This is a genomic window from Microbacterium sp. YJN-G, assembly GCF_015040615.1.
GTDB lineage: Bacteria > Actinomycetota > Actinomycetes > Actinomycetales > Microbacteriaceae > Microbacterium.
The window spans coordinates 1,121,397-1,139,798 of sequence record NZ_CP060402.1; the positions used below are offsets into that span (position 1 = coordinate 1,121,397).

Annotated in this window: 17 protein-coding genes; 8 read left to right on the forward strand and 9 right to left on the reverse strand. The window is 64.0% G+C overall.

Annotated features, from left to right (window positions below; translation table 11 throughout):
- Positions 1-15 precede the first annotated feature (15 nt).
- Together H7694_RS05210 and H7694_RS05215 are read left to right on the forward strand one after the other, a co-directional pair.
- Positions 16-741, forward strand: coding sequence for a glycosyltransferase family 2 protein (locus H7694_RS05210; protein ID WP_193598477.1), 726 nt, complete (start codon positions 16-18; stop codon positions 739-741).
- On the forward strand, positions 741-1,127 hold the full coding sequence (locus tag H7694_RS05215) for a DUF2304 domain-containing protein (protein WP_193599086.1): 387 nt from the start codon (positions 741-743) through the stop codon (positions 1,125-1,127). Before H7694_RS05210 ends, H7694_RS05215 begins: the two co-directional genes overlap by 1 nt.
- On the opposite strand, the gene H7694_RS05220 is transcribed toward H7694_RS05215, so the two are convergent.
- Positions 1,101-2,000 (reverse strand): glycosyltransferase family 2 protein, encoded by a 900-nt coding sequence (locus H7694_RS05220; RefSeq protein ID WP_193598478.1) that lies wholly within the window; start codon positions 1,998-2,000, stop codon positions 1,101-1,103. The two genes, H7694_RS05215 and H7694_RS05220, sit on opposite strands and share 27 nt — an antisense overlap.
- Positions 1,997-2,839 (reverse strand): glycosyltransferase family 2 protein, encoded by an 843-nt coding sequence (locus H7694_RS05225; protein WP_193599087.1) that lies wholly within the window; start codon positions 2,837-2,839, stop codon positions 1,997-1,999. The genes H7694_RS05220 and H7694_RS05225 overlap by 4 nt, the downstream gene beginning before the upstream one ends.
- Positions 2,840-2,883: 44 nt before the next feature.
- Between H7694_RS05225 and H7694_RS05230 the strand changes: the two genes are divergently transcribed.
- The 6 genes from H7694_RS05230 (at position 2,884) to H7694_RS05255 (ending at position 9,196) form a co-directional block, all read left to right on the forward strand.
- Complete coding sequence (locus tag H7694_RS05230) at positions 2,884-4,134, forward strand: glycosyltransferase (RefSeq protein WP_193598479.1); 1,251 nt, start codon at positions 2,884-2,886, stop codon at positions 4,132-4,134.
- A 46-nt stretch (positions 4,135-4,180) separates the two neighbouring features.
- Positions 4,181-5,074: a glycosyltransferase gene (locus tag H7694_RS05235; protein ID WP_193598480.1), complete on the forward strand. Its 894-nt coding sequence runs from the start codon at positions 4,181-4,183 to the stop codon at positions 5,072-5,074.
- Between the two features lie 89 nt (positions 5,075-5,163).
- On the forward strand, positions 5,164-6,414 hold the full coding sequence (locus H7694_RS05240; protein ID WP_193598481.1) for a hypothetical protein: 1,251 nt from the start codon (positions 5,164-5,166) through the stop codon (positions 6,412-6,414).
- Between the two features lie 70 nt (positions 6,415-6,484).
- Positions 6,485-7,633, forward strand: a complete 1,149-nt coding sequence (gene glf, locus H7694_RS05245; RefSeq protein ID WP_193598482.1) for a UDP-galactopyranose mutase — start codon at positions 6,485-6,487, stop codon at positions 7,631-7,633.
- Between the two features lie 7 nt (positions 7,634-7,640).
- Positions 7,641-8,459, forward strand: a complete 819-nt coding sequence (locus H7694_RS05250) for an ABC transporter permease (RefSeq protein ID WP_193598483.1) — start codon at positions 7,641-7,643, stop codon at positions 8,457-8,459.
- Positions 8,459-9,196: an ABC transporter ATP-binding protein gene (locus tag H7694_RS05255; protein WP_193598484.1), complete on the forward strand. Its 738-nt coding sequence runs from the start codon at positions 8,459-8,461 to the stop codon at positions 9,194-9,196. The genes H7694_RS05250 and H7694_RS05255 overlap by 1 nt, the downstream gene beginning before the upstream one ends.
- 37 nt (positions 9,197-9,233) lie before the next feature.
- Here the strand turns inward: H7694_RS05255 and H7694_RS05260 are convergent, their stop codons facing one another.
- From H7694_RS05260 to H7694_RS05290, 7 genes are all read right to left on the reverse strand, one after another.
- A complete protein-coding gene (locus H7694_RS05260) occupies positions 9,234-10,157 on the reverse strand; it encodes an SDR family oxidoreductase (protein WP_193598485.1) in 924 nt (307 codons plus the stop codon).
- Positions 10,138-11,160 carry a glycosyltransferase gene (locus H7694_RS05265; RefSeq protein WP_193598486.1) on the reverse strand — a complete coding sequence of 341 codons (1,023 nt, stop codon included), beginning with the start codon at positions 11,158-11,160 and terminating at the stop codon, positions 10,138-10,140. The genes H7694_RS05260 and H7694_RS05265 overlap by 20 nt, the downstream gene beginning before the upstream one ends.
- Positions 11,157-11,987 carry a glycosyltransferase family 2 protein gene (locus H7694_RS05270; RefSeq protein WP_227468303.1) on the reverse strand — a complete coding sequence of 277 codons (831 nt, stop codon included), beginning with the start codon at positions 11,985-11,987 and terminating at the stop codon, positions 11,157-11,159. Before H7694_RS05270 ends, H7694_RS05265 begins: the two co-directional genes overlap by 4 nt.
- On the reverse strand, positions 11,984-12,493 hold the full coding sequence (locus H7694_RS05275) for a GtrA family protein (RefSeq protein ID WP_227468304.1): 510 nt from the start codon (positions 12,491-12,493) through the stop codon (positions 11,984-11,986). The genes H7694_RS05270 and H7694_RS05275 overlap by 4 nt, the downstream gene beginning before the upstream one ends.
- Positions 12,494-12,595: 102 nt before the next feature.
- Positions 12,596-14,038 carry an ArnT family glycosyltransferase gene (locus H7694_RS05280; RefSeq protein WP_227468305.1) on the reverse strand — a complete coding sequence of 481 codons (1,443 nt, stop codon included), beginning with the start codon at positions 14,036-14,038 and terminating at the stop codon, positions 12,596-12,598.
- 173 nt (positions 14,039-14,211) lie between these two features.
- Entirely contained in the window at positions 14,212-17,307 is a 3,096-nt protein-coding gene (locus tag H7694_RS05285) for a glycosyltransferase (RefSeq protein ID WP_193598488.1), read from the reverse strand.
- Entirely contained in the window at positions 17,291-18,289 is a 999-nt protein-coding gene (locus H7694_RS05290) for a rhamnan synthesis F family protein (RefSeq protein WP_193598489.1), read from the reverse strand. The genes H7694_RS05285 and H7694_RS05290 overlap by 17 nt, the downstream gene beginning before the upstream one ends.
- Between the last annotated feature and the right edge of the window lie 113 nt (positions 18,290-18,402).

Consider the following 18,402-nt stretch of genomic DNA (forward strand, 5'->3'; position numbering starts at 1 on the left):
TTAGGATCGAAGACGATGATTCCCGTTTCAGAGCGCGTCCTTGTACTCGTCCCCGCGTGGAACGAGAGCCGCAATGTCGGCGCGACGGTTCGGGAAATTCGAACGGCATCCTCCGAATACGACGTCGTCGTGATCGACGACGGCTCGACCGATGACACCGCAGAGGTGGCCAGGCAAGCCGGCGCGACCGTGCTCTCGCTGCCGTTCAACCTGGGGGTCGGCGGTGCTATGCGGACCGGGTTCACGTACGCACAGCGCCGCGGCTATCGGCGAGCCATTCAAGTGGATGCGGATGGGCAGCACAACCCAGCCGATATCGCCGATGTGCTCGCGGGACTTGAGCACGCAGACGTCTCGATCGGCGCACGTTTCGCGGAGATCGGAGACTACGAGGTGCGTGGTCCGCGTCGGTGGGCGATGGTCGTGCTGGCCCGCTTCGTGTCCAAGGTCGCGCATACACAACTCACTGACGTCACTAGCGGATTCCGTGCAGCGAACGAACGCGCGATCAAGCAATACGTTCGCTACTACCCGGCCGAGTACCTCGGTGACACTCTCGATTCGCTCGTGGCTGCCGTCCATGCAGGGCTGAAGGTCACACAGGTTCCCGTGGCCATGCGACCCCGGCAGCATGGTGTGCCGAGCCAAGGGACGTGGGCGTCCACCGTGTATCTGCTGCGCAGCGCGTTCGCTCTGGCGCTCGCGCTCGTTCGTCAGACCAGAAGGGAGCCGGCACCGTGATGGTCGCCATCGTCGGCATCGGCATCGCTCTGCTGATCATCACAGGGGTTCTCTGGATGCTGCTGACCCGGCAGATTCGCGAGAAGTACGCTGTGCTCTGGCTGGTCCTGGGCGTGGTGCTCCTCGTGCTCGGGCTGTTCCCCGGCCTGCTCACGGCCGCGACCGCTGCACTCGGCGTGGAGCTGCCGGTCAATCTGCTGTTCGCGGCGGCCATAACTGTGCTTCTCGGCGTCACTCTGCACCTTTCGTGGGAACTGTCGCAAAGCGAGGCGGAGGTTCGCAGGCTGGCGGAAGAGGTCGCGATTCTCGGTGCGCGTGTCGATGCGCTCGATGGCGCGCCGACGCAGCGGCACCAGGATTCAGGGTCGGAAGACGTGGACGAGTAGCCGGCTGACCGCCGTCAGGTCGCCCGACAACACTGCTCCCGGGATCTCGGTCAGAGCGTTGAGGCGTGAGACGAGGTGCCAGCGCGCGATTCGGGCAGCACGCATCCACCCGATGGCGCTGAAGCGTTCCGCGTAGTCGAGGAAGAAGCGGCGTTCCTGCGCGAATCGCAGCCCGCTGCGCGCGGATGACATCGACGCTGATGCTCGATGCCGTCGGTACTCGAACGTGGTCGCATCATGAAGGAGCATCACCCCTCCGTCGATCGCGACATCCAGTAGTAACCCGAGGTCCAATGCGATCTCATACTCCTCGCGGAATCCGAGTCGCTGAACTCGCGCTGTACGCCAGATCAGTGAGGGAAAATACGCCCAGTCCGCACGGGTGAGACTGGTTGCGAGCTCACGGGAGCTGAGCAGTCTTCCCGACGCATGTGCGCGGGGCCGCAGGATCGATTTGACGCGGTCGGCGAGCGGGTAGGAGCGGCGACCGTCGTCGCTGATGACCACAACGCCACCCTGGACGATGTCGACACCATCGCTCGCCTCGATTGCCTTCCGAAACTCGGTGAGGTGGGAGGGGCGCATGCGGTCGTCGCTGCCCATGATCGTGACCCATGGGGCGGTCGCCAGCTCGAGGCAGCGCGCGAAGTTGCCCGCGACTCCCAGATTCGTCTCGTTGCGCACGTGCTGGATCCTGGGGTCAGCGAGGGAGGCGATCCACGCGCTGGCGTCGGAGTCCGGATGTGCGTCGTCCACGCAGATGAGCCGCCAATCCGTGTCCGTCTGTGCGATCACGCTTCGTACGGCATCACGTAACTGTGGGTGATCCCCGTAATACGGCAGGATCACGTCGATGGAGGCCGGAGCGCTCATGTCGTCGGCTTTCCGCTGCGTCCGCGTCGGCCGTCACGCCAGCCACGTAGCGCCGCGCGCAGTTCTGGCGATCGTCCGCGCCGCATTCTGACGATGGACTCTTCCACGATCCGGCGACTCACCGCACCGACGTGCGCCAGAGTCGGGATGCCGGCCCTTCGAGCGAACATTGTCATGTTCCGGATACCGAGATAGACCGGATGCGCTCCGGGCTGTTGGAAGGCCACTGCGTCCGGCACGATGACGGTCGAGAACCCGGCGCGACGCATGCGCCAGGCGGTGTCCACGTCCTCGAAGTACAGGAAGTAATCCTCCGCCAGCCATCCGATGGCGTCCAAGGCCGATCGCCGGTACATCACGATGGCTCCGTCGACCCAGTCGACCTCCCGGCTCACCTTGTGAGCGAGATCGGTGCGGTGCCACGCTCGCCCGCCCCTAGTGAGAGCGCCGCCCGCGGAGAAGACACGGTCTGGCTGGTCTGCGAAGTGGAGGACAGGCGCCGCCGCACCGCGGTTCGATGCGGCCGCCAGCGACTCCAGCAGATGCTCCGCCAGACGCGGATCGAACATCGCGTCATGGGTGAGGACGAGCACCGCATCGTGCGTACCATTCATGGCCTCATTCACGGCCGCGCCGTAACCGGGGTTGTCAGGCCGAGAGATCAGACGCGTCCTCTCCCGCAGTGGCCAAGCAGCCAATGCCTGATCGGTCAGTGTGCCGCCGTTGTCGACGACGAGCACCTCGGCAGGCGGAAGAGTCTGCAAAGAAAGCCGTTCGAGAACCCCCGCGATCAGATCATGGTTCCGATAGGCGATGACGAGCGCGGTGTAGTCGTTGATGGCGGGATCCTGTCGGCGAGTCCGGGGTGGCCTAGGCTGAAGTGATGACCGCCGAGCACCTCCGAAGCGCTGCGGAGAACTCCGCTCCTTCTCGGCGGATCGTGAGCGTCTCGAAGTATATCCCGTACCCGTCCATCACCCACGCGGGGGGTCAGTACGTCGGCCAGCATGTCAGTGCACTCGCTCGCCTCGCGGACGTCGAGCTCCTCGCGCCCGAGACACCGCTCAACCGCCACGCATTGACGCAATTTCGCGGGGAAGCATCGGTGCGTCTGCTGCGGGGCGTGGGCCCGGGCGGGGATGGACGATTCAAGACTGTCTTCGACGTCGAGTCCGCTTGGCGGGGAAGCGCTGTGGCGTGGCCATATCGTCGCCTGTTTCAGACGTCGCGCGGGCCGTGGCCGCAGCTTGCCACTGCTGATCTCATCGAGTTCCACTGGTCTGAGATGATCGCGGTCGCCCCGAGTGTGCGGAATCGTCTACCTGGTACTCCTCTCGTCGGTGTGGCGCACGACGTGATCACCCAGCGCTGGGAGCGAGCCTCCGCGGCTGCGGGGAACAAGTTAGCCGGCTTGGCGTACGCCGCTGCCGCCCGGCGAAGTCGATCGCAGGAGCAGTCATCGTTCCAGGCTCTCGACGCAGTGTTGGTTTTCAGTGACAAGGATGCCGCGCTCGCACGCGAGTTCGCGCCGAAGACCCGGATAGAGGTCGTGCACCCGGGGCTGGGACCCGCTGAGGTACTCGACCGTGCCGTCGACATCGACGAGCCAGTGGTGCTGTTCACCGGTGCACTCAATCGTCCGGACAACGAATCCGGGATGCTGTGGTTCCTCCAGCGGGTGTGGCCTGACGTGATCGGGGCAGTGCCCAGTGCGCGGCTTGTGATCGCAGGCGCAAATCCCCGGCCCGCACTCGCCCGCGCGGTCGAGCGCGCTCCGCGGGCTGTGCTCACGGGATTCGTCGACTCTCTCGAACCGTGGTACGCGCGAGCGGCCGTCTTCGTCGCACCGCTGCGCACAGGAGCCGGCGTGAAGTTCAAGACGATCGATGCGATGCTGCGTGGAGCACCCGTCGTGGCGACGAAGGTCGGGGCCGAGGGCATCGATGCGTCATCATTGTTCGCCGGGATCACGGATGAGCCGGGCGAGTTCGCGCGGGCGGTGATCGCGGAACTGCGCCACCCAGATGCCAGACGCACAGCGGAAGCTCAGCGATGGGCCGAAGGAGTGTACGGAGCCACCGCGTTCGAGAAGAGGCTGCACACCCTGTACGCAGGGCTGCTTCCAGGTAGATGATCTACGCTGTTCCCGCCCGTCGCGCCCTTCAGGAGACCATCCACCGATGACCACCAAGATCGTCGCCGTCGTTCCGGTGTTCGGGGCACCCGACACACTCCCGCAGACCATCGCACGCTTGGCCACGCAGGTTGACGCGGTCGTACTCGTGGACGACGGTTCGCACACCGTCGAGAGCATGAGATTCGGAGACAGCGTTTTCGTCATCTCTCTACCGGTGAATGCAGGCATCGCGACAGCTCTCAACGTGGCGATCGACCGCGCACGTGAACTCGGTGCGACACACGTGATCACCCTCGACCAGGACTCTGAGCTCGGTGGCGACCACGTCGCGCGCCTGTTGGAGCTGCTCGAACGAGGCGCGTCGGATGGGGCGCGCGTCGCGGGTGCCGTGCCCGGAGTCGTCGGCGGTGCCCCGGTGCTGCTGGGTACGGATGGCGAGCCCTTCGACCCGATTCAATCCGGCCAGCTCCTGCCGATCACGCTGTTCGATGAGATCGGCGGCTTCAACACCGAGCTGTTCATCGACGCGGTGGACTCGGAGTTCACGATCCGTGCCCGTCAAGCTGGCTACCGCTTCCTCGTAGATCCCGAGCTGGAGATGGCTCACGCTCTCGGCGAAGCAGTGCCGTTGCATGTCATGGGGCGCCCCCTGATCCTGCTGGGTAAGCCGCGGCATGTTCTATACCACTCGCCGTGGCGCACGTACTACATGGTCCGCAACAGCGTCTGGCTTGCGCGCCGTTACGGGCACGGAGATCCGGAATGGATGCGGAGGAGGAACCGCAAGATGACCGAGATGCTGGTCGGAGGTATTCTGCTCGCTCCCGACCGGATGACGCAGCTGCGTGCGGCGCGTGCCGGATGGAAGGATGGCACCAAGGGCACGCTCGGCCGGATCCCCGAGCAGTTGCGACTGCAGTTCAGGCGACGGGTGTGAGGCGATTCTCCGCGCTTCTCCGACACGATCTTCTCCGTCGCAGCGCATACTTCTCGGTCTCCGTGATAGCGGCGACTCTCGTAGGAATCGTGTCGATTCCCCTGCTGATCGACTCGATCGGAGCGACCGAGTGGGCACGCTTGTTCGTACTCCAGATGATCGGGCAGTTTGCGTCGATCATCGTCGGCTTCGGGTGGGGAGCTACGGGCCCGAGCCTCGTCGCATCTCTACCGGAGCAGAAGCGACGACAGTTCCTGCTGGACTCAGTCGTCGCGCGCGTGCCTCTGCTCATCGGGGTGGTTCCCGTGGCGGCCGGGATCGGTGTCGTGCTCGGAGCGGACCCGTTGGCGGCACTGACTGCGGCATTCGCGTACGCAGTCCCGGGCATCGGGGCGGCGTGGTTCTTCATCGGAACCAACCGACCCCTCGCGCTGCTGGCCTTCGATGCGCTGCCCGCCGTGCTCGGCCAGGTCGTCGCGCTCATCGCCGTCGTGTTCGCGCCCACGCTTCAGTCCTATCTATGGGCAATTGTGATAGCAACCTCGGTGGGAGTGTGCGGTGGATTGGCGTTCGCGCTCAGCCGCGCTGACGGGGCGCGACTTCGGCGCACGCGCCGCGCAGAGCTGTCAGCGACGATGCGAACACAGTTCGCGGGACTGGCCACGGTGCTGTTCGGCAACCTATCGACGATGGGTCCCGTGATCATCGTCGATATCGTCATGAAGCCGGTGCTTCCGGTGTTCGCGGCCGTGGACAAGCTGTACCGCTACGGCATCCTCGTCCTTGCGCCGATTCTCCAGGCTGTGCAGGGCTGGGTGCCCGAGGCGGGTCGGTCGCAGGTCAGGGCCCGCGCCCGAATCACACTGCTCGTCGGCCTGGGTATCGGAGTCATCGGCGGCGGGTTATTCGCCGTTCTGGCCACTCCCGTCTCGATCCCGCTCACCGTGGGCAAGGCGGTGATTCCGTGGGAGATCGGTGTGATCGCGGGAGTCGGATTCGGCGCCGAGTGCGTCGGGCAGATCGTCGGACTCGCCGGTCTTGTCGCCCTGCGGAAGGAGAGGGAACTGGCACGATCGTCGGTGGCAGCGGCGGTCATCGGCTTGCTCGTGATGATTCCGGCGGCGCTGATCGTCGGACTGACCGGCGTAATCGCCGTGATCGCCCTCTCTGCCATCGCGGTGGCGGTCTACCGCTCGGTTGTCCTCGTCCGTGCGGCGCAGGTGTGGGATGGCGTCGGAGACACCGCCCGGGTGGAGTCGGACGTCTCGGGGGACGGCGGCGAAGCGGTTTCGGATCGGGGGAGACCGGCGCGCGACGCGGATGAGCCGCCGGTAGCATAGGGGAGCAACAACGCTCACCCGCAAGGTGATTCGCAAGGGACCGCCGGCGCGGTCCAGGAAGAAAGACTGCATGGATCTTCTCGTCGTCGGGTCGGGCTTCTTCGGCCTCACCATCGCCGAGCGTGCCGCATCCGCGGGCCGCAAGGTGACCGTCATCGACCGTCGCTCGCACATCGGAGGCAATGCCTACAGCGAAGCGGAGCCCGAGACGGGGATCGAGGTGCACCGTTACGGCGCGCATCTGTTCCACACGTCGAACCCGACCGTGTGGGAGTACGTCAACCGCTTCACGACGTTCACCGACTACGTCCACCGCGTGTACACCACCCACCAGGGCGTCGTGTATCCGATGCCGGTGAACCTCGGCACGATCAACCAGTTCTTCCAGGCGGCGTACACGCCCGACCAGGCTCGAGCGCTGGTCAAGGAGCAGGCCGGGGAGTTCGACGCCAAGACGGCCCAGAACTTCGAGGAGAAGGGCATCGCCCTCGTGGGACGCCCACTGTTCGAGGCGTTCTTCCGCGACTACACCGCGAAGCAGTGGCAGACCGACCCGCAGAAGCTCTCCGGCGACATCGTCAGTCGCCTGCCGGTGCGCTACACCTACGACAACCGCTACTTCAGCGACACGTGGGAGGGCCTGCCCACCGACGGTTACACGGCGTGGCTCGAGCGGATGGCCGATCACCCCAACATCGAGGTCAGGCTCGACGTCGACTACTTCGACGAGGCGCAGCCCCTGAACAAGGCGGCGACGGTCGGTCAGGTGCCCGTGGTCTACACCGGTCCGGTCGACCGCTACTTCGACTACGCCGAGGGCGCGCTCAGCTGGCGGACGCTCGACTTCGAGCAGGAGGTGCTCGACACCTCCGACTTCCAGGGCACCAGCGTGATGAACTACCCCGACCTCGACGTGCCTTACACGCGTATCCACGAGTTCAAGCACTTCCACCCTGAGCGCAAGGAGATCTTCGACTCCGACCGCACCGTGATCATGCGTGAGTTCTCGCGCTTCGCCGAGCGTGCCGACGAGCCGTACTACCCGGTGAACACCCCTGCCGACCGCGAGGGGCTGCTGGCGTACCGCGAGCTCGCGAAGGGCGAGCGCGACGTGCACTTCGGCGGACGCCTCGGCACCTACCAGTACCTCGACATGCACATGGCCATCGGGTCCGCTCTGTCGATGTGGCGCAACGACCTCGCGGGTGAGAGCGACTGACCTTCCGATGAGCACGACCACGGTGGGGGCGCCGGGCACCCCGCAGCGCTACATGCACTCGCTGTGGCTGCTCTCGGCGCGCGATCTGAAGGTGCGCTACGCCACCAGCTTCCTGGGATACGTCTGGTCCATCCTCGATCCGCTGGTGATGAGCCTGATCTACCTGCTCGTGTTCACCTTCTTCTTCAAGAAGGATGTCGGCGCCGAGCCCTACATCGTCTTCCTCATCGCCGGGCTGCTGCCGTGGGTGTGGTTCAACACCGCCACCTCCGACTTCACCAGGGCGTTCCGCCGGGACGCCAAGCTGGTGCGCTCCACAGCCATCCCCCGGTCGATCTGGATCAACCGGATCGTGCTCAGCAAGGGCATCGAGTTCCTCTTCTCGCTGCCGGTGCTCGCGCTCTTCGTGATCATCAACATGCTCGTCGAGACCGATCCGGCCAGGGTTGCGCACATCGGCTGGGGTGCACTCTGGCTGCCGGTCGCGATCATCCTGCAGATGACGCTGCTGGTGGGACTCGGGATGCTGATCGCACCGCTCTGCGTGCTCTTCACCGACCTCGAACGCACCACCGCGCTGATCCTGCGGGCGTTGTTCTACGCCACGCCCGTCATCTACTCGGTGCAGAACCTTCCCGAGCCGTTCCACGCGATCGTGTCGTTCAACCCGCTCACCGGCATCTTCATGCTGTACCGCGCCGCGTTCTTCCCGGAACTTCTCGAGATGCTGCCCGTCGTGATCAGCGCCGTGATGAGCCTTGGAATCCTCGCGCTCGGTCTGTGGGTCTTCAGCGTTCTCGAGCGTCCCGTGCTGAAGGAGCTGTGATGGCGGCGGCGATCGAAGTCCGGGGCCTCGGTGTGCACTTCCGGAGGAACCGCCGCGGGCGGCGCAGTTTCAAGGACATGTTCGCCGGGGCCCGGCGCCGTTCCCGGCCGGGCGAGTTCTGGGCCCTGCGCGATGTGACGTTCACTGTGCAGGCGGGAGAGTCGATCGGCGTCGTCGGCCGGAACGGGCAGGGCAAATCCACGCTTCTGCGGCTGGTCGCGGGTGTACTGCTGCCCGATGAGGGCGGCGTCGAGGTCCGAGGCGGAGTGGCCCCGCTCATCGAACTGACCGGTGGTTTCGTCGGAGACCTGACGGTGCGCGAGAACGTGCGGCTCACCGCGGGACTGCACGGCATGTCGCGTGCCGAGGTGTCGCGTCGCTACGACGACATCATCGCGTTCGCCGAACTCGCCGGCTTCGAGGACACCCCGTACAAGCACCTCTCGAACGGCATGAAGGTGCGGCTGGCGTTCTCCGTCGTATCCCAGCTCGACGAGCCGATCCTGCTCGTCGACGAAGTGCTGGCGGTTGGTGACAAAGCGTTCCGGGACAAGTGCTATCGCCGTATCGACGAGTTGCTCGCCGAGGGGCGGACGCTGTTCTTCGTCAGCCACAATGAGCGCGATCTACGCCGATTCTGCAAGCGCGGACTGTACCTCGACAAGGGCGGCCTCGTGCTGGATGCACCGATCGGCGAGGTCCTCGACCGCTACAACGCCGACTACGCGCCCCGTTGAGTATGGCGACGGCACGGTGACCCCGTGCGGGTGCTCGTCAGCTGGTGGTGAGTGTCTGCAGGCGCGCACGCAGTACCCGGCCCAACCCCTCGGGTAGCGTCGTGCCCGCCAGAGCGTCGAGATCCGTCCACACCTGCGAAGCCACGCGCAGATCGAGGGCCTGGCCTGCAGATGGGCCTTGGCCCAGTAGCGAGAACCCTCGCCGGCGGTGCAATCGGGTCATCTCAGCGACGACAGCACCCACCGACACGGCGCGACCCGAGCCGACGATCTTTACGACGGTTGCACCGGCGGCGCGCTCATGCATTCGAGCCACGCAGGCGGAGATGATCGAGGCCGCGTCATCCTCGAAGATGTAGTCGCGCAGCGTGTCAAGAGAAACGTAAATCGTCGCAGGCTGCTGCGTGATCGCGCTGTTGGCCAAAGTTGAGATCAGGCCCTGGCCCTTCGTGAGGTCCTGCCCCGGGCCGTAGAGATTGGTCAGCCGCCCGATGACCGTACGCCACCCACCCTGCTTGCCGCGTTCGGAAGCAACCCGTTCGATGGCGAGTTTTGCATGTCCGTACGGTGATGCGGGAACGGGATGGGTTGTCTCATCGAATGGCGCATCGGTACAGCCGGCATATACCCCGCCGACCGATGAAGCGACGAAAAGGACGAGCCGCGAACGGACTTCGGGGGAGCACATCGCGAGTTGCTCAAGGAACTGTTCGAAGACAGAGACTTCCTCCTTCAGCGCCTGTTCGGTCGTCGACGTGACGCCTTTCCCCGCGCACCAGTAAATCTCAAGAGGACCAGCGCGGCGGGTGAACTCGGTAGTGGCGGCGCTGAGATCCGCTAGGGAGCGCAGCGCCTCCGACCAGTCGATCCGACGGTGAAACGGTACGTCAGAGCGAGCCCGGGCCACCGCTTCGCCCAGCAGTCCGCGTCCTATGACCCACCTATGCGATAGCGTCGTCATCCCGAGCCTTGACCGTGCTGACGGCATGCCCGAGCGGGCCGGAATGTGGATCGCGGACGATCAGGTATGTCGGGCGGCCGAGTGCCGAGCTCACGGCAACACCGAGGTACTCGGCGATGATGCCCAGTGCCATCAGTATCGCACCGAGGCCGACAGCAGTGACGACCATCTGCGACGTCCATCCCGCGGGCACGCTCACGCTGAAGAAGCGCACGATGATCAGGTAGAGGGCGAAGATCAGGCCACCGGCGAAGAAGAGAGCTCCGACACCGGTGACGAAGCGGAGACCCCGGGTTCCGGACGTGAGCACCATCTTCCAGAAATGTGCGAACAGCCGCCGGTATGAATACCCGGAGGTACGGTCACCTTCGTCACGCAACAGCACTGGCGACGTCACAGTGCGTGAGGCGACCCAGCTCAACGCGACGTCCAGATAGACGCCGGTGCCGGCGTATGCCGCGACGCTCCGGGCGATCTCGCCAAGGATCAGCCGGTAGCTGTTGAATTGAGTGGCCTTCCCCCCACCGAGAAACGATTCCAGCAGCTTCTTCGACGTCTTAGACGCGGTGTTGCGTACGAGTCCGTGGGGAGGGCGGTTGATGGGTTCGGCATAGACGAGGTCCGCCTGCGCTTGCAACGCCGTGTCGAGCATGCTTCCGATGAAGGAGGGGTCATGCTGTCCGTCTTCGTCCAGAGTCACGACCCAGTCGCCACCCGAACTCGCGATGCCGGCCAGCGTCGCAGCATGCTGCCCGAAGTTGCGGCTGAGCCAGACAGCCCTCACCCACGAATGCGTTGCAGATAGCCGTCGGATGACCTCTGCTGAGCCATCGGGACCACGATCGTGGCTGAGCACGACCTCAGTGACGACAGCATGGTGACCGTTCGGCGTGGTGAAAACCTCGGTCAGGGGTTGGATCTCGGCGATCAGCGCACCGAGTGTCTTCTCGCCCTGGTACACGGGGGTCACGATGCTCACGCGATGCGTGTACTGGTTGGTCATCTGCTCCTCCATCCGAGCACGACATACGAAAGCCGACGCAGGTACGCCATGACGGTCGCGCGTACATCGCCGATGGCGACGTCCAGTGTCGATATCACATCCGGCCGTGTGGCGCGCGCCCACGCGTGAAAGCGCCTGGCCTGCTTGGCTTGCGATCCGATCAGCACGGCACTCCACTGCGAATCGGACATCCGAAAGGTGGCACCGGTGCTGTCGTCGGCGACGAATGTGCCGGTCAGAAGGACTCGCGTGTATGTTGCCTGGTCGATGAGATACGGGAACTCCGCATACCAGCCGCCGGTCTCCTCGAGCGCGGTACGACGCATGAGCACTGATGCAGGCTCGCCGAACAGGTTCGATCCGGCGCGCACGGCCTTCGCTGCCGCCCGGGCGCCGGGCATGACGCCTCGCAGCCCACGCAATCCCCAACCCGGAATGAGAATCTTGCCGTTGGCATCGGTGACGTCGCGGCGGCACGCGGTCAGGACGGCGTCGGCTGAGCGCAGCAGGCGCACCTGTCGGCTGAGTATGTCAGGACGCAGGACGTCGTCACCGCATACCAGCTTGATGTATTCTCCGCGTGCCGCGGACGTGACGCGATTCCAATTGCGTTCGGCGCCTCCGCCTGCGGCCGTATCGAGCAGCGTCACACGATGATCGTCGCGGTAACGGTCCATGACGATGCGGGTGGTGTCCGTCGAACTGTGGTCGGCGATGATCAACTCGAACTCGACATCTCGCTGGGCGAGAATGGAGTCGATGGTCTCCCCGATTGTCGCGGCATTGTTGTATGCCGGGATGACGACGCTGACGGTGGGATGGATCACGGTGTGTCCTGCTTACGCCGGAATGAGAACCGGCTGTGGCCGAAATAACTGATCAATGTCGTGATGAACACGATCAGTGCTTGGGCGATTATCGGCTCCAGCCCGGCGAATTCTACGAGAAGTGGCAGTAGGACGGCATTCACGCCCAACGCCGTGAGGTACACCATCTCGAAGCGAAGCAGGTCCCTCCATACGTGACCACGCACCCGGAACACCGCCCGTCGGTAGAGCACGAACGCACAGAGAACACTCGCAACGTGCGCGAACATCAACGTCACCATGTAGCCCCATAGTCGACCCACGGTGAGATCGAACAGGGCGAACCAAGCGAAGCCCACGACGGTGTTGATTACACCGACGCAGAGGAATGCCACTCGGCGATCGCGGATGAGCCTGAGCAATGGACCATCTGGCCCCCTCATGCCGGCGACGGACTCGCGCTTCGCAGCGGATTCGTCTTCGGACGAGGACGGCGCATCATAGGGATCGCCGATCGGCTCGTCCATTCGCACTTCTTCTCGCATCTCCCGACCCCGACGGTACTCACCGAGCTTATCCCAATGCGACCCTGCGATGGCTGGGCGCAGCGTCATCAGGGGACGCTGGGTTCAGCTGACTCTCGGCATCTGGTAGAGGATCAGCTGTGGTCCGGAGTGTCCACCAGCCACAACATCGCGGATGTAGGTAACCGTCTGCCAGATCCGCCAGGGCTCCCATGGAGATGCTGGCGGAATGCCGACAGTTCGCCAGACCGTCTCCGGCCGAAGCTTTTGAATCGTACTGTACAACAGCCGCTCCTCAGGCATCGTGGTCGCGGCGAGGTACCTACCGACCATCCGGGACGACGTGAGGATGTAGGGCAATTCTTCCACGCCCTCGCGTGGTTGGATCGCGCCGTCGTCCGCGACTGTGAGTTCTGACGCGAGGTTGCGGGGGCCGTCGGTGAGGAACGGCGTATAGCCATCGAAGTATGTCTCGTCTGGGTCGATACCTCGATCTGCCAGTTCCACTGCCGCGATGAGCCGGGTGTCGGGCGCCAGCGCGGACGCCAACTGTGCCGAAGATCCGAGCAGCAATGAGAGGAAGGAGAGTCCGGTGACAGTTCTGACCACCACCTTCGCAGGCAGTCGACGCGCAGCGGCCCAGCGCAGCACGACGTCGGCACCGACACCTGCGAGGAGGAGAGGAGTGAGGTACATGGGCAGGCCCCAGCGGTCCCAGTGCAGTGTCAGCGCTGAGAGCGCTACCCAGAACACGAGTCCGGTCAGGAGAGGGACCATGTCCCAGCGGCGGTTGCGGATCGCTTGTACGAGACCGATCAGCGCGATGGCAACGAGGATGACTCCCGTGCTGTTTACGAGATCATTCGCGTAGAAAGCGGCGTTCCCCGACCAGTCCAGCCCATCCGCGCCGAGATGCCCGGTGGAGTTCTGCTGGAACAGCTGCTTTCGCACCGCCGAGAAGTTCGTGAACAATGACGGAGAGATCGCGAAGGTGAATCCCGCGACCATGCCGATGGACGCGGCGCCGCGTGTCAGGATCCGCCACGGGTGCCCGGAACGCAGCGATGCGATGATGATGGCAGCGGCTATCGCAGCTGTACCGACGACGGCCGGATACTTCGCTGTGATGCCGAGAGCGATACCTGCGCTTGCCAGCGCAAGCCAACCCCATCGTTCCTGCTGAACGTATCGCACGCACCCGAGAATGACGAGCAGCATCGTGAATACGAGCGGCATGTCGGGTGTCGCATAGCGCGAGTGCTCTACGAAAGGCGGGAAGAACGCGATCATGACTGCAGACCACAGACCGATGCTCGCGCGGTATGACGCGCCGATGAAGAATGCAACCGCAATCGCCGCCGTTCCGAAGAGAGCGGAGATGGTTCGCGCGAGCGCATAGAACGGTGCATGGTTTGTTTGAAACAGGACTTCCGGTGACCCTCCGCCGAAGAGATGAGACCACGCTTGGAACGCGAGGTAACTCAGCTGCGTCTCGAGGTGATCAGGCCGGAAATAGTACGGAGGTGAGAAGGAGTTCCGCTGGGCCATGTCGATCGCACCTTCGACGACGACCCATTCGTCAGCGTGCAGCTCCAGCGGGAGTCCCCACCCGATTCCCGCGAAACGCAGGGCACCGCCCCCGGTGACCACAGCGAGTGCGGCGAGAACGACCCAATTCGGGTTGCGACGCCTCGGGTGACTCGACTTCGATGACTGGAGCGTCATCGCAGACCGAGCCGCTCGACATCGGCGATCGCACGGTCGAGCAACACCCGGGCTCGTGCCGCGAACGAATGTTCGGCGCGAATTCTGGTACCGATCGCGCCCAACGCCTCCTCGTCCGGGAATCGCGCATCGAGATCTCCCGACAGGAAAGGGACGATCTCCGATACCGAGTTGTACGTCTGAACCGCTCCACCGAAGACCTCGGGTATGCCTGCTACAGCGTCACTGAACGCTCTTCCGCCGGCGGCAACGACATCGAAAAGGCGATTTGAGATGAATCCCTCTCGTTGCATGTCGGACCAGTGATCATTGAGGACGACGGCGGCCCGTCCATACACGCGGCCGAGCTTGTGATTGGCGATTCCCGTCCCGGTGATCGCGTCGGCCGGGACGAAACGATCCCAGTCAGGCCCGTACAACTCGAACGGGATGCCGGATCGCACGGACTCCATGACTGTCGGGCGGGGCACCCCACGACTCTTGCCGACGAAGAGCGCCGAGCCGTCTCTTGCTTCTCCTTCGACGGGGAAGAAAAGACTCGGATCAGTGCACTGGAGCAGCGGCTCCACCGGGATCGCCCAGCGCTCGGACGCTTGTGTCGCCCAACTCAGCGAGGCGGCGAACACGCGGTCGAACCGCGCGCACTCAGCGCGCGACACGAGGTCTGGGTGGCTGATGATCCACAGGTACGAGAGGGAGCCCCGAGATGGGACGAAGTCTTTCAACCCGCGAAGTTGGATCACAACGTCATCGAGGTACTCGGTACGACGATGATGCGCCTCGAACGCATCAACCACGGCCTCCTGGCCGAGCGCGGTCAGCGCAGCAGCCAAAGAACGCCCGAAGTGGGTATCGCCCCATGCCTCACCGGTGGGCCCCGCCGGTGACGCCGTTTTGATCGCCCAACGCAGACGCGGTACTGAGCGCCCGTCGACGGTGACTGTGCGCCGATCGCGGACCACGACCGGTACGAGACGTTCTCGAGGCGTGATCATCGGGGTCTCGACATCGATGCCCAGCGGAGTATGGCGTCGCCAATGCGGTACATGCATGTCCAACTTCGCGTAAACGGCATCCGGTGCCGCCGCCTTCGCCTCGGCCAAGCGGAGCCTGAGCGCCGAGCTCGTGCCGACTGTATCCACACTGTCGAACTCGAGCGCACTGGCCACCTGCATGAGTACGACGTCGGTTCGTGCCACCAGCCGTTGCCCACTCAGCACATCGGCCAGTCCGGAGAGTTCGTACTCATTGTGCAGCAGAGGGTCGAGACCACCTACCCGCGCGAAGAGCTCCCGCGACACAGCTACCGTACGGCCCGACAGGCCCGTCAGTTCGATTCGCTCGCCCAGTCGACGGGCATCCTCCGCCGGATGGCCGCCGAGGATTGCGATCGGAGTGTGCTGCGGTCCAGCGAGCATGGATCCCACTGAATCGATGGTGCCGTCGAGCCCCAGCGTCATTGGGATCGCCGCGGATGCCTTGCCAGACGCAACCTCATCAAGAAGGGTGCTTACGTCGCGTTCCGTGAACAGTGAACGTGGGTCGAGTACACAGAAGACGTCGCTCTGACTCCGGCGCAGCTCCAGATTCACGACGTAGGCGAATGCCTCCCCAGCCTGATAGAGCCGCGATTGCATGCGCGGGCGGGCATAGGAGCAGACGCGGATCTGGCGCCATTCATCGGGTTTGACGCCCACGGCCGAGATGGCGATGTCATTCTCGTCACTCAAGGCCCTGAGAGTGTTCAGTTTCGATGACAGCTCCGGATCGTGCCGCTGGATGACACCCACGACGGTCGCTGGTGCATGAGCGGACGGATCCACAATGCTGTGCCGAAGGCGCACTGACGTGTTCCAACCGTATGCCTCACTCGTCGAGATCCGATCCGACGTGTCGAGAGCATTGTCATACCGTGCCCCGAGCGTCGGGACGTGCTCGATTGGCTGTTGTTCTGAGAGTTTCAAGATCAGGTCGTAATCGACTGCCCGACGGAGTGACACGTCGAAGCCTTCGACTTCGCGTATCGCATCTGCATGTGCGACCAGCGTGTTCAGGTCGATTGAGTTGCCGAGCAGCAGACTTTCGCGCGTCTGGCGACCATAGCGGTATCGGACTCGTTCGCCGTCATCGATCGCAACGGTGGCGTACGCCACCGACAGCTGTCTGCGTCTCATCGTGACGACCATGTCGTGCAGGAAGCTGGGGAGCCAGGTGTTGTCGCTGTCCAGGAAGGCGATGAAGTTACCGCTGGCTTCAGCGATTCCGGCGTTGCGCGCGGCGCAGACGCCGGAATGTGATCGGCGGATCAGCTTGATCCGGCTGTCGCGACTTGCGAGAAGTTCCGCCACTGCGAGGGTGTCGTCCCAGGACCCATCGTCGATTATGAGCAACTCCCAGTGCCGCCATGTCTGCGCGAGGATCGAATCCACAGCAGTTCGCATGGATCCGCCGCGGTTCCATACCGGCATGATGATGCTGACGAGGTCATCCTGGTCGATGACACTCTCAGAGAGCGAAGGAGCGTGATTCAGGTCCGAGTGCGGGATGCGTGCTTCTTTGGATCGCTGCATCGTGGCCCACTCCGCCGTCGCCTCTGCGAGCACGGGATAGATCTCGGACCACGCGAACTCCCTGGTTCCACCGGCTGTGACACGAACAGTCGTCGAGGGGTCGGCCGTGACACGTTCCCACAGGTGGCCTACCGGGCCCATAGCGTGGGAAAGCGCTGCCGGGAACTGCACCGCGTAGTCCACCGCATCCCATGTACCTGTCGTCGGTAGATGCCAAGCTGCGGAATTGAAGTAGTCGTACAGTGCGGGCCGTCCAGTGCGCAACATGCCCCGCTTGAGCACGAACGGATCGACAAGGACGTTCAGGGTGTACCCCATCAGGTAGCCTTCGGCGGCGTAGTGATGCGCTGCCTCCTGGACGGTGATCGATTCGAGGCCGAGCTGGGCGGCATACAGGGACGTATCGATGATCCCTGTACGCACCAGCATCTCCGCGCGTCGGCGAGGATCCGTCGCCTCCACGGCCGCGCGGATGACAGGAACGCGGCGAGCGAGCCGGGAGACGTCACGAATCAATGCCATTGCGGGCGCGTCCTTTCGAGCTGAGAGTGTGGGCGCGGTACCCGAACAGGGCCTTCTCCACCACGTTCAACCGCGTTGATCCGTGGTTCTCGAACTGGCGTTTCGCGTAAAGCGGGGTTGTCTCCTCGAGGTAATCACGCACACCCTGCATCTGCAGGGGATATCGCGCCTCGAGAGATTGGAGCAGCGCCGCCGCACCCAACCAATAGGGGTCGTGTCTGAGCACGTCGAGTTTGATCACCGGTAGACGTCCTCGATCCAGCGTTGAGTCTGCGAAGACGCTGGACCAGTTCAGCCGGTCAGCCTCGTTCGGATCGCGGAGCTTGCGGGCACTGAAGTACTCGTCATGCGGGCCACCAAATCGAGTGTGGTATTGCTGCTGGCGCTTGTGAAGCCAGTGAGCGCCTCGTCGACCGGCTCGCAACCGCTCCGAGCGCGTGGGTTCGAAATATGACCCGATTCGGTATCCCGCGGAGAGTATGGCCCTGCTGATGCCCACCTCCTGCCCGAGGATCGCGCCCATGCGATCAGAAGCAGGCGAGATATCCATCCAGAAGCGACGGAACGCCTGAGAGTGCAGGGCTGGTGCCGTGAAGTGCATGAAGTAGCTCTGCACATGTGGGGACACTCGCGCGGTACGGGTCATGCCCCACATCTCCACAGGCCTCTTGCTCATACTGTCGATCACCTCGTCCAGCGGGCGGAAGAACCCGACATACGAATCGTTCGTGAGCAGCAGTTGGTCATAATCCTGAGCCCAGTCGAAGCGCTCGAGTACGTCGCGCCACGAGCCGAAATCGTGGCCGTAATTGGGGCGACGGACGAGCGTTGCGCGTTCTGATATCGCTGTGGCAGCTTCATCGTCGAGAACCACAGGCGAAGCGAGCACGACGTCGTCATAGTGGTCGCCGATCTGCTCAAGCTGGCGCAGCAGGTGAGGGGCGGCACCGCCTCGAGGATCGTAGTGTGCGACGATAGCCAAGCTTCGCGTCATTCGGCGCCCATCCTCGAAGGCGCTGATGCGCCTGATTCCACCTGCATGTCTTGAATACTCCTGGTCTTGCGGAATCGATGCGTCGACACCGACGGAGCCTA

What these genes read in the sequence shown, in the direction of transcription:
- glf (WP_193598482.1), top strand. Translation starts at nt 6,485, where the DNA reads ATGGATCTTCTCGTCGTCGGGTCGGGCTTCTTCGGCCTCACCATCGCC.
- H7694_RS05235 (WP_193598480.1), top strand. Translation starts at nt 4,181, where the DNA reads ATGACCACCAAGATCGTCGCCGTCGTTCCGGTGTTCGGGGCACCCGAC.
- H7694_RS05215 (WP_193599086.1), top strand. Translation starts at nt 741, where the DNA reads ATGGTCGCCATCGTCGGCATCGGCATCGCTCTGCTGATCATCACAGGG.
- H7694_RS05265 (WP_193598486.1), bottom strand. Translation starts at nt 11,160, where the DNA reads ATGACCAACCAGTACACGCATCGCGTGAGCATCGTGACCCCCGTGTAC.
- H7694_RS05255 (WP_193598484.1), top strand. Translation starts at nt 8,459, where the DNA reads ATGGCGGCGGCGATCGAAGTCCGGGGCCTCGGTGTGCACTTCCGGAGG.
- H7694_RS05220 (WP_193598478.1), bottom strand. Translation starts at nt 2,000, where the DNA reads ATGAGCGCTCCGGCCTCCATCGACGTGATCCTGCCGTATTACGGGGAT.
- H7694_RS05285 (WP_193598488.1), bottom strand. Translation starts at nt 17,307, where the DNA reads ATGGCATTGATTCGTGACGTCTCCCGGCTCGCTCGCCGCGTTCCTGTC.
- H7694_RS05230 (WP_193598479.1), top strand. Translation starts at nt 2,884, where the DNA reads ATGACCGCCGAGCACCTCCGAAGCGCTGCGGAGAACTCCGCTCCTTCT.
- H7694_RS05280 (WP_227468305.1), bottom strand. Translation starts at nt 14,038, where the DNA reads ATGGCCCAGCGGAACTCCTTCTCACCTCCGTACTATTTCCGGCCTGAT.
- H7694_RS05210 (WP_193598477.1), top strand. Translation starts at nt 16, where the DNA reads ATGATTCCCGTTTCAGAGCGCGTCCTTGTACTCGTCCCCGCGTGGAAC.
- H7694_RS05275 (WP_227468304.1), bottom strand. Translation starts at nt 12,493, where the DNA reads ATGGACGAGCCGATCGGCGATCCCTATGATGCGCCGTCCTCGTCCGAA.
- H7694_RS05260 (WP_193598485.1), bottom strand. Translation starts at nt 10,157, where the DNA reads ATGACGACGCTATCGCATAGGTGGGTCATAGGACGCGGACTGCTGGGC.
- H7694_RS05250 (WP_193598483.1), top strand. Translation starts at nt 7,641, where the DNA reads ATGAGCACGACCACGGTGGGGGCGCCGGGCACCCCGCAGCGCTACATG.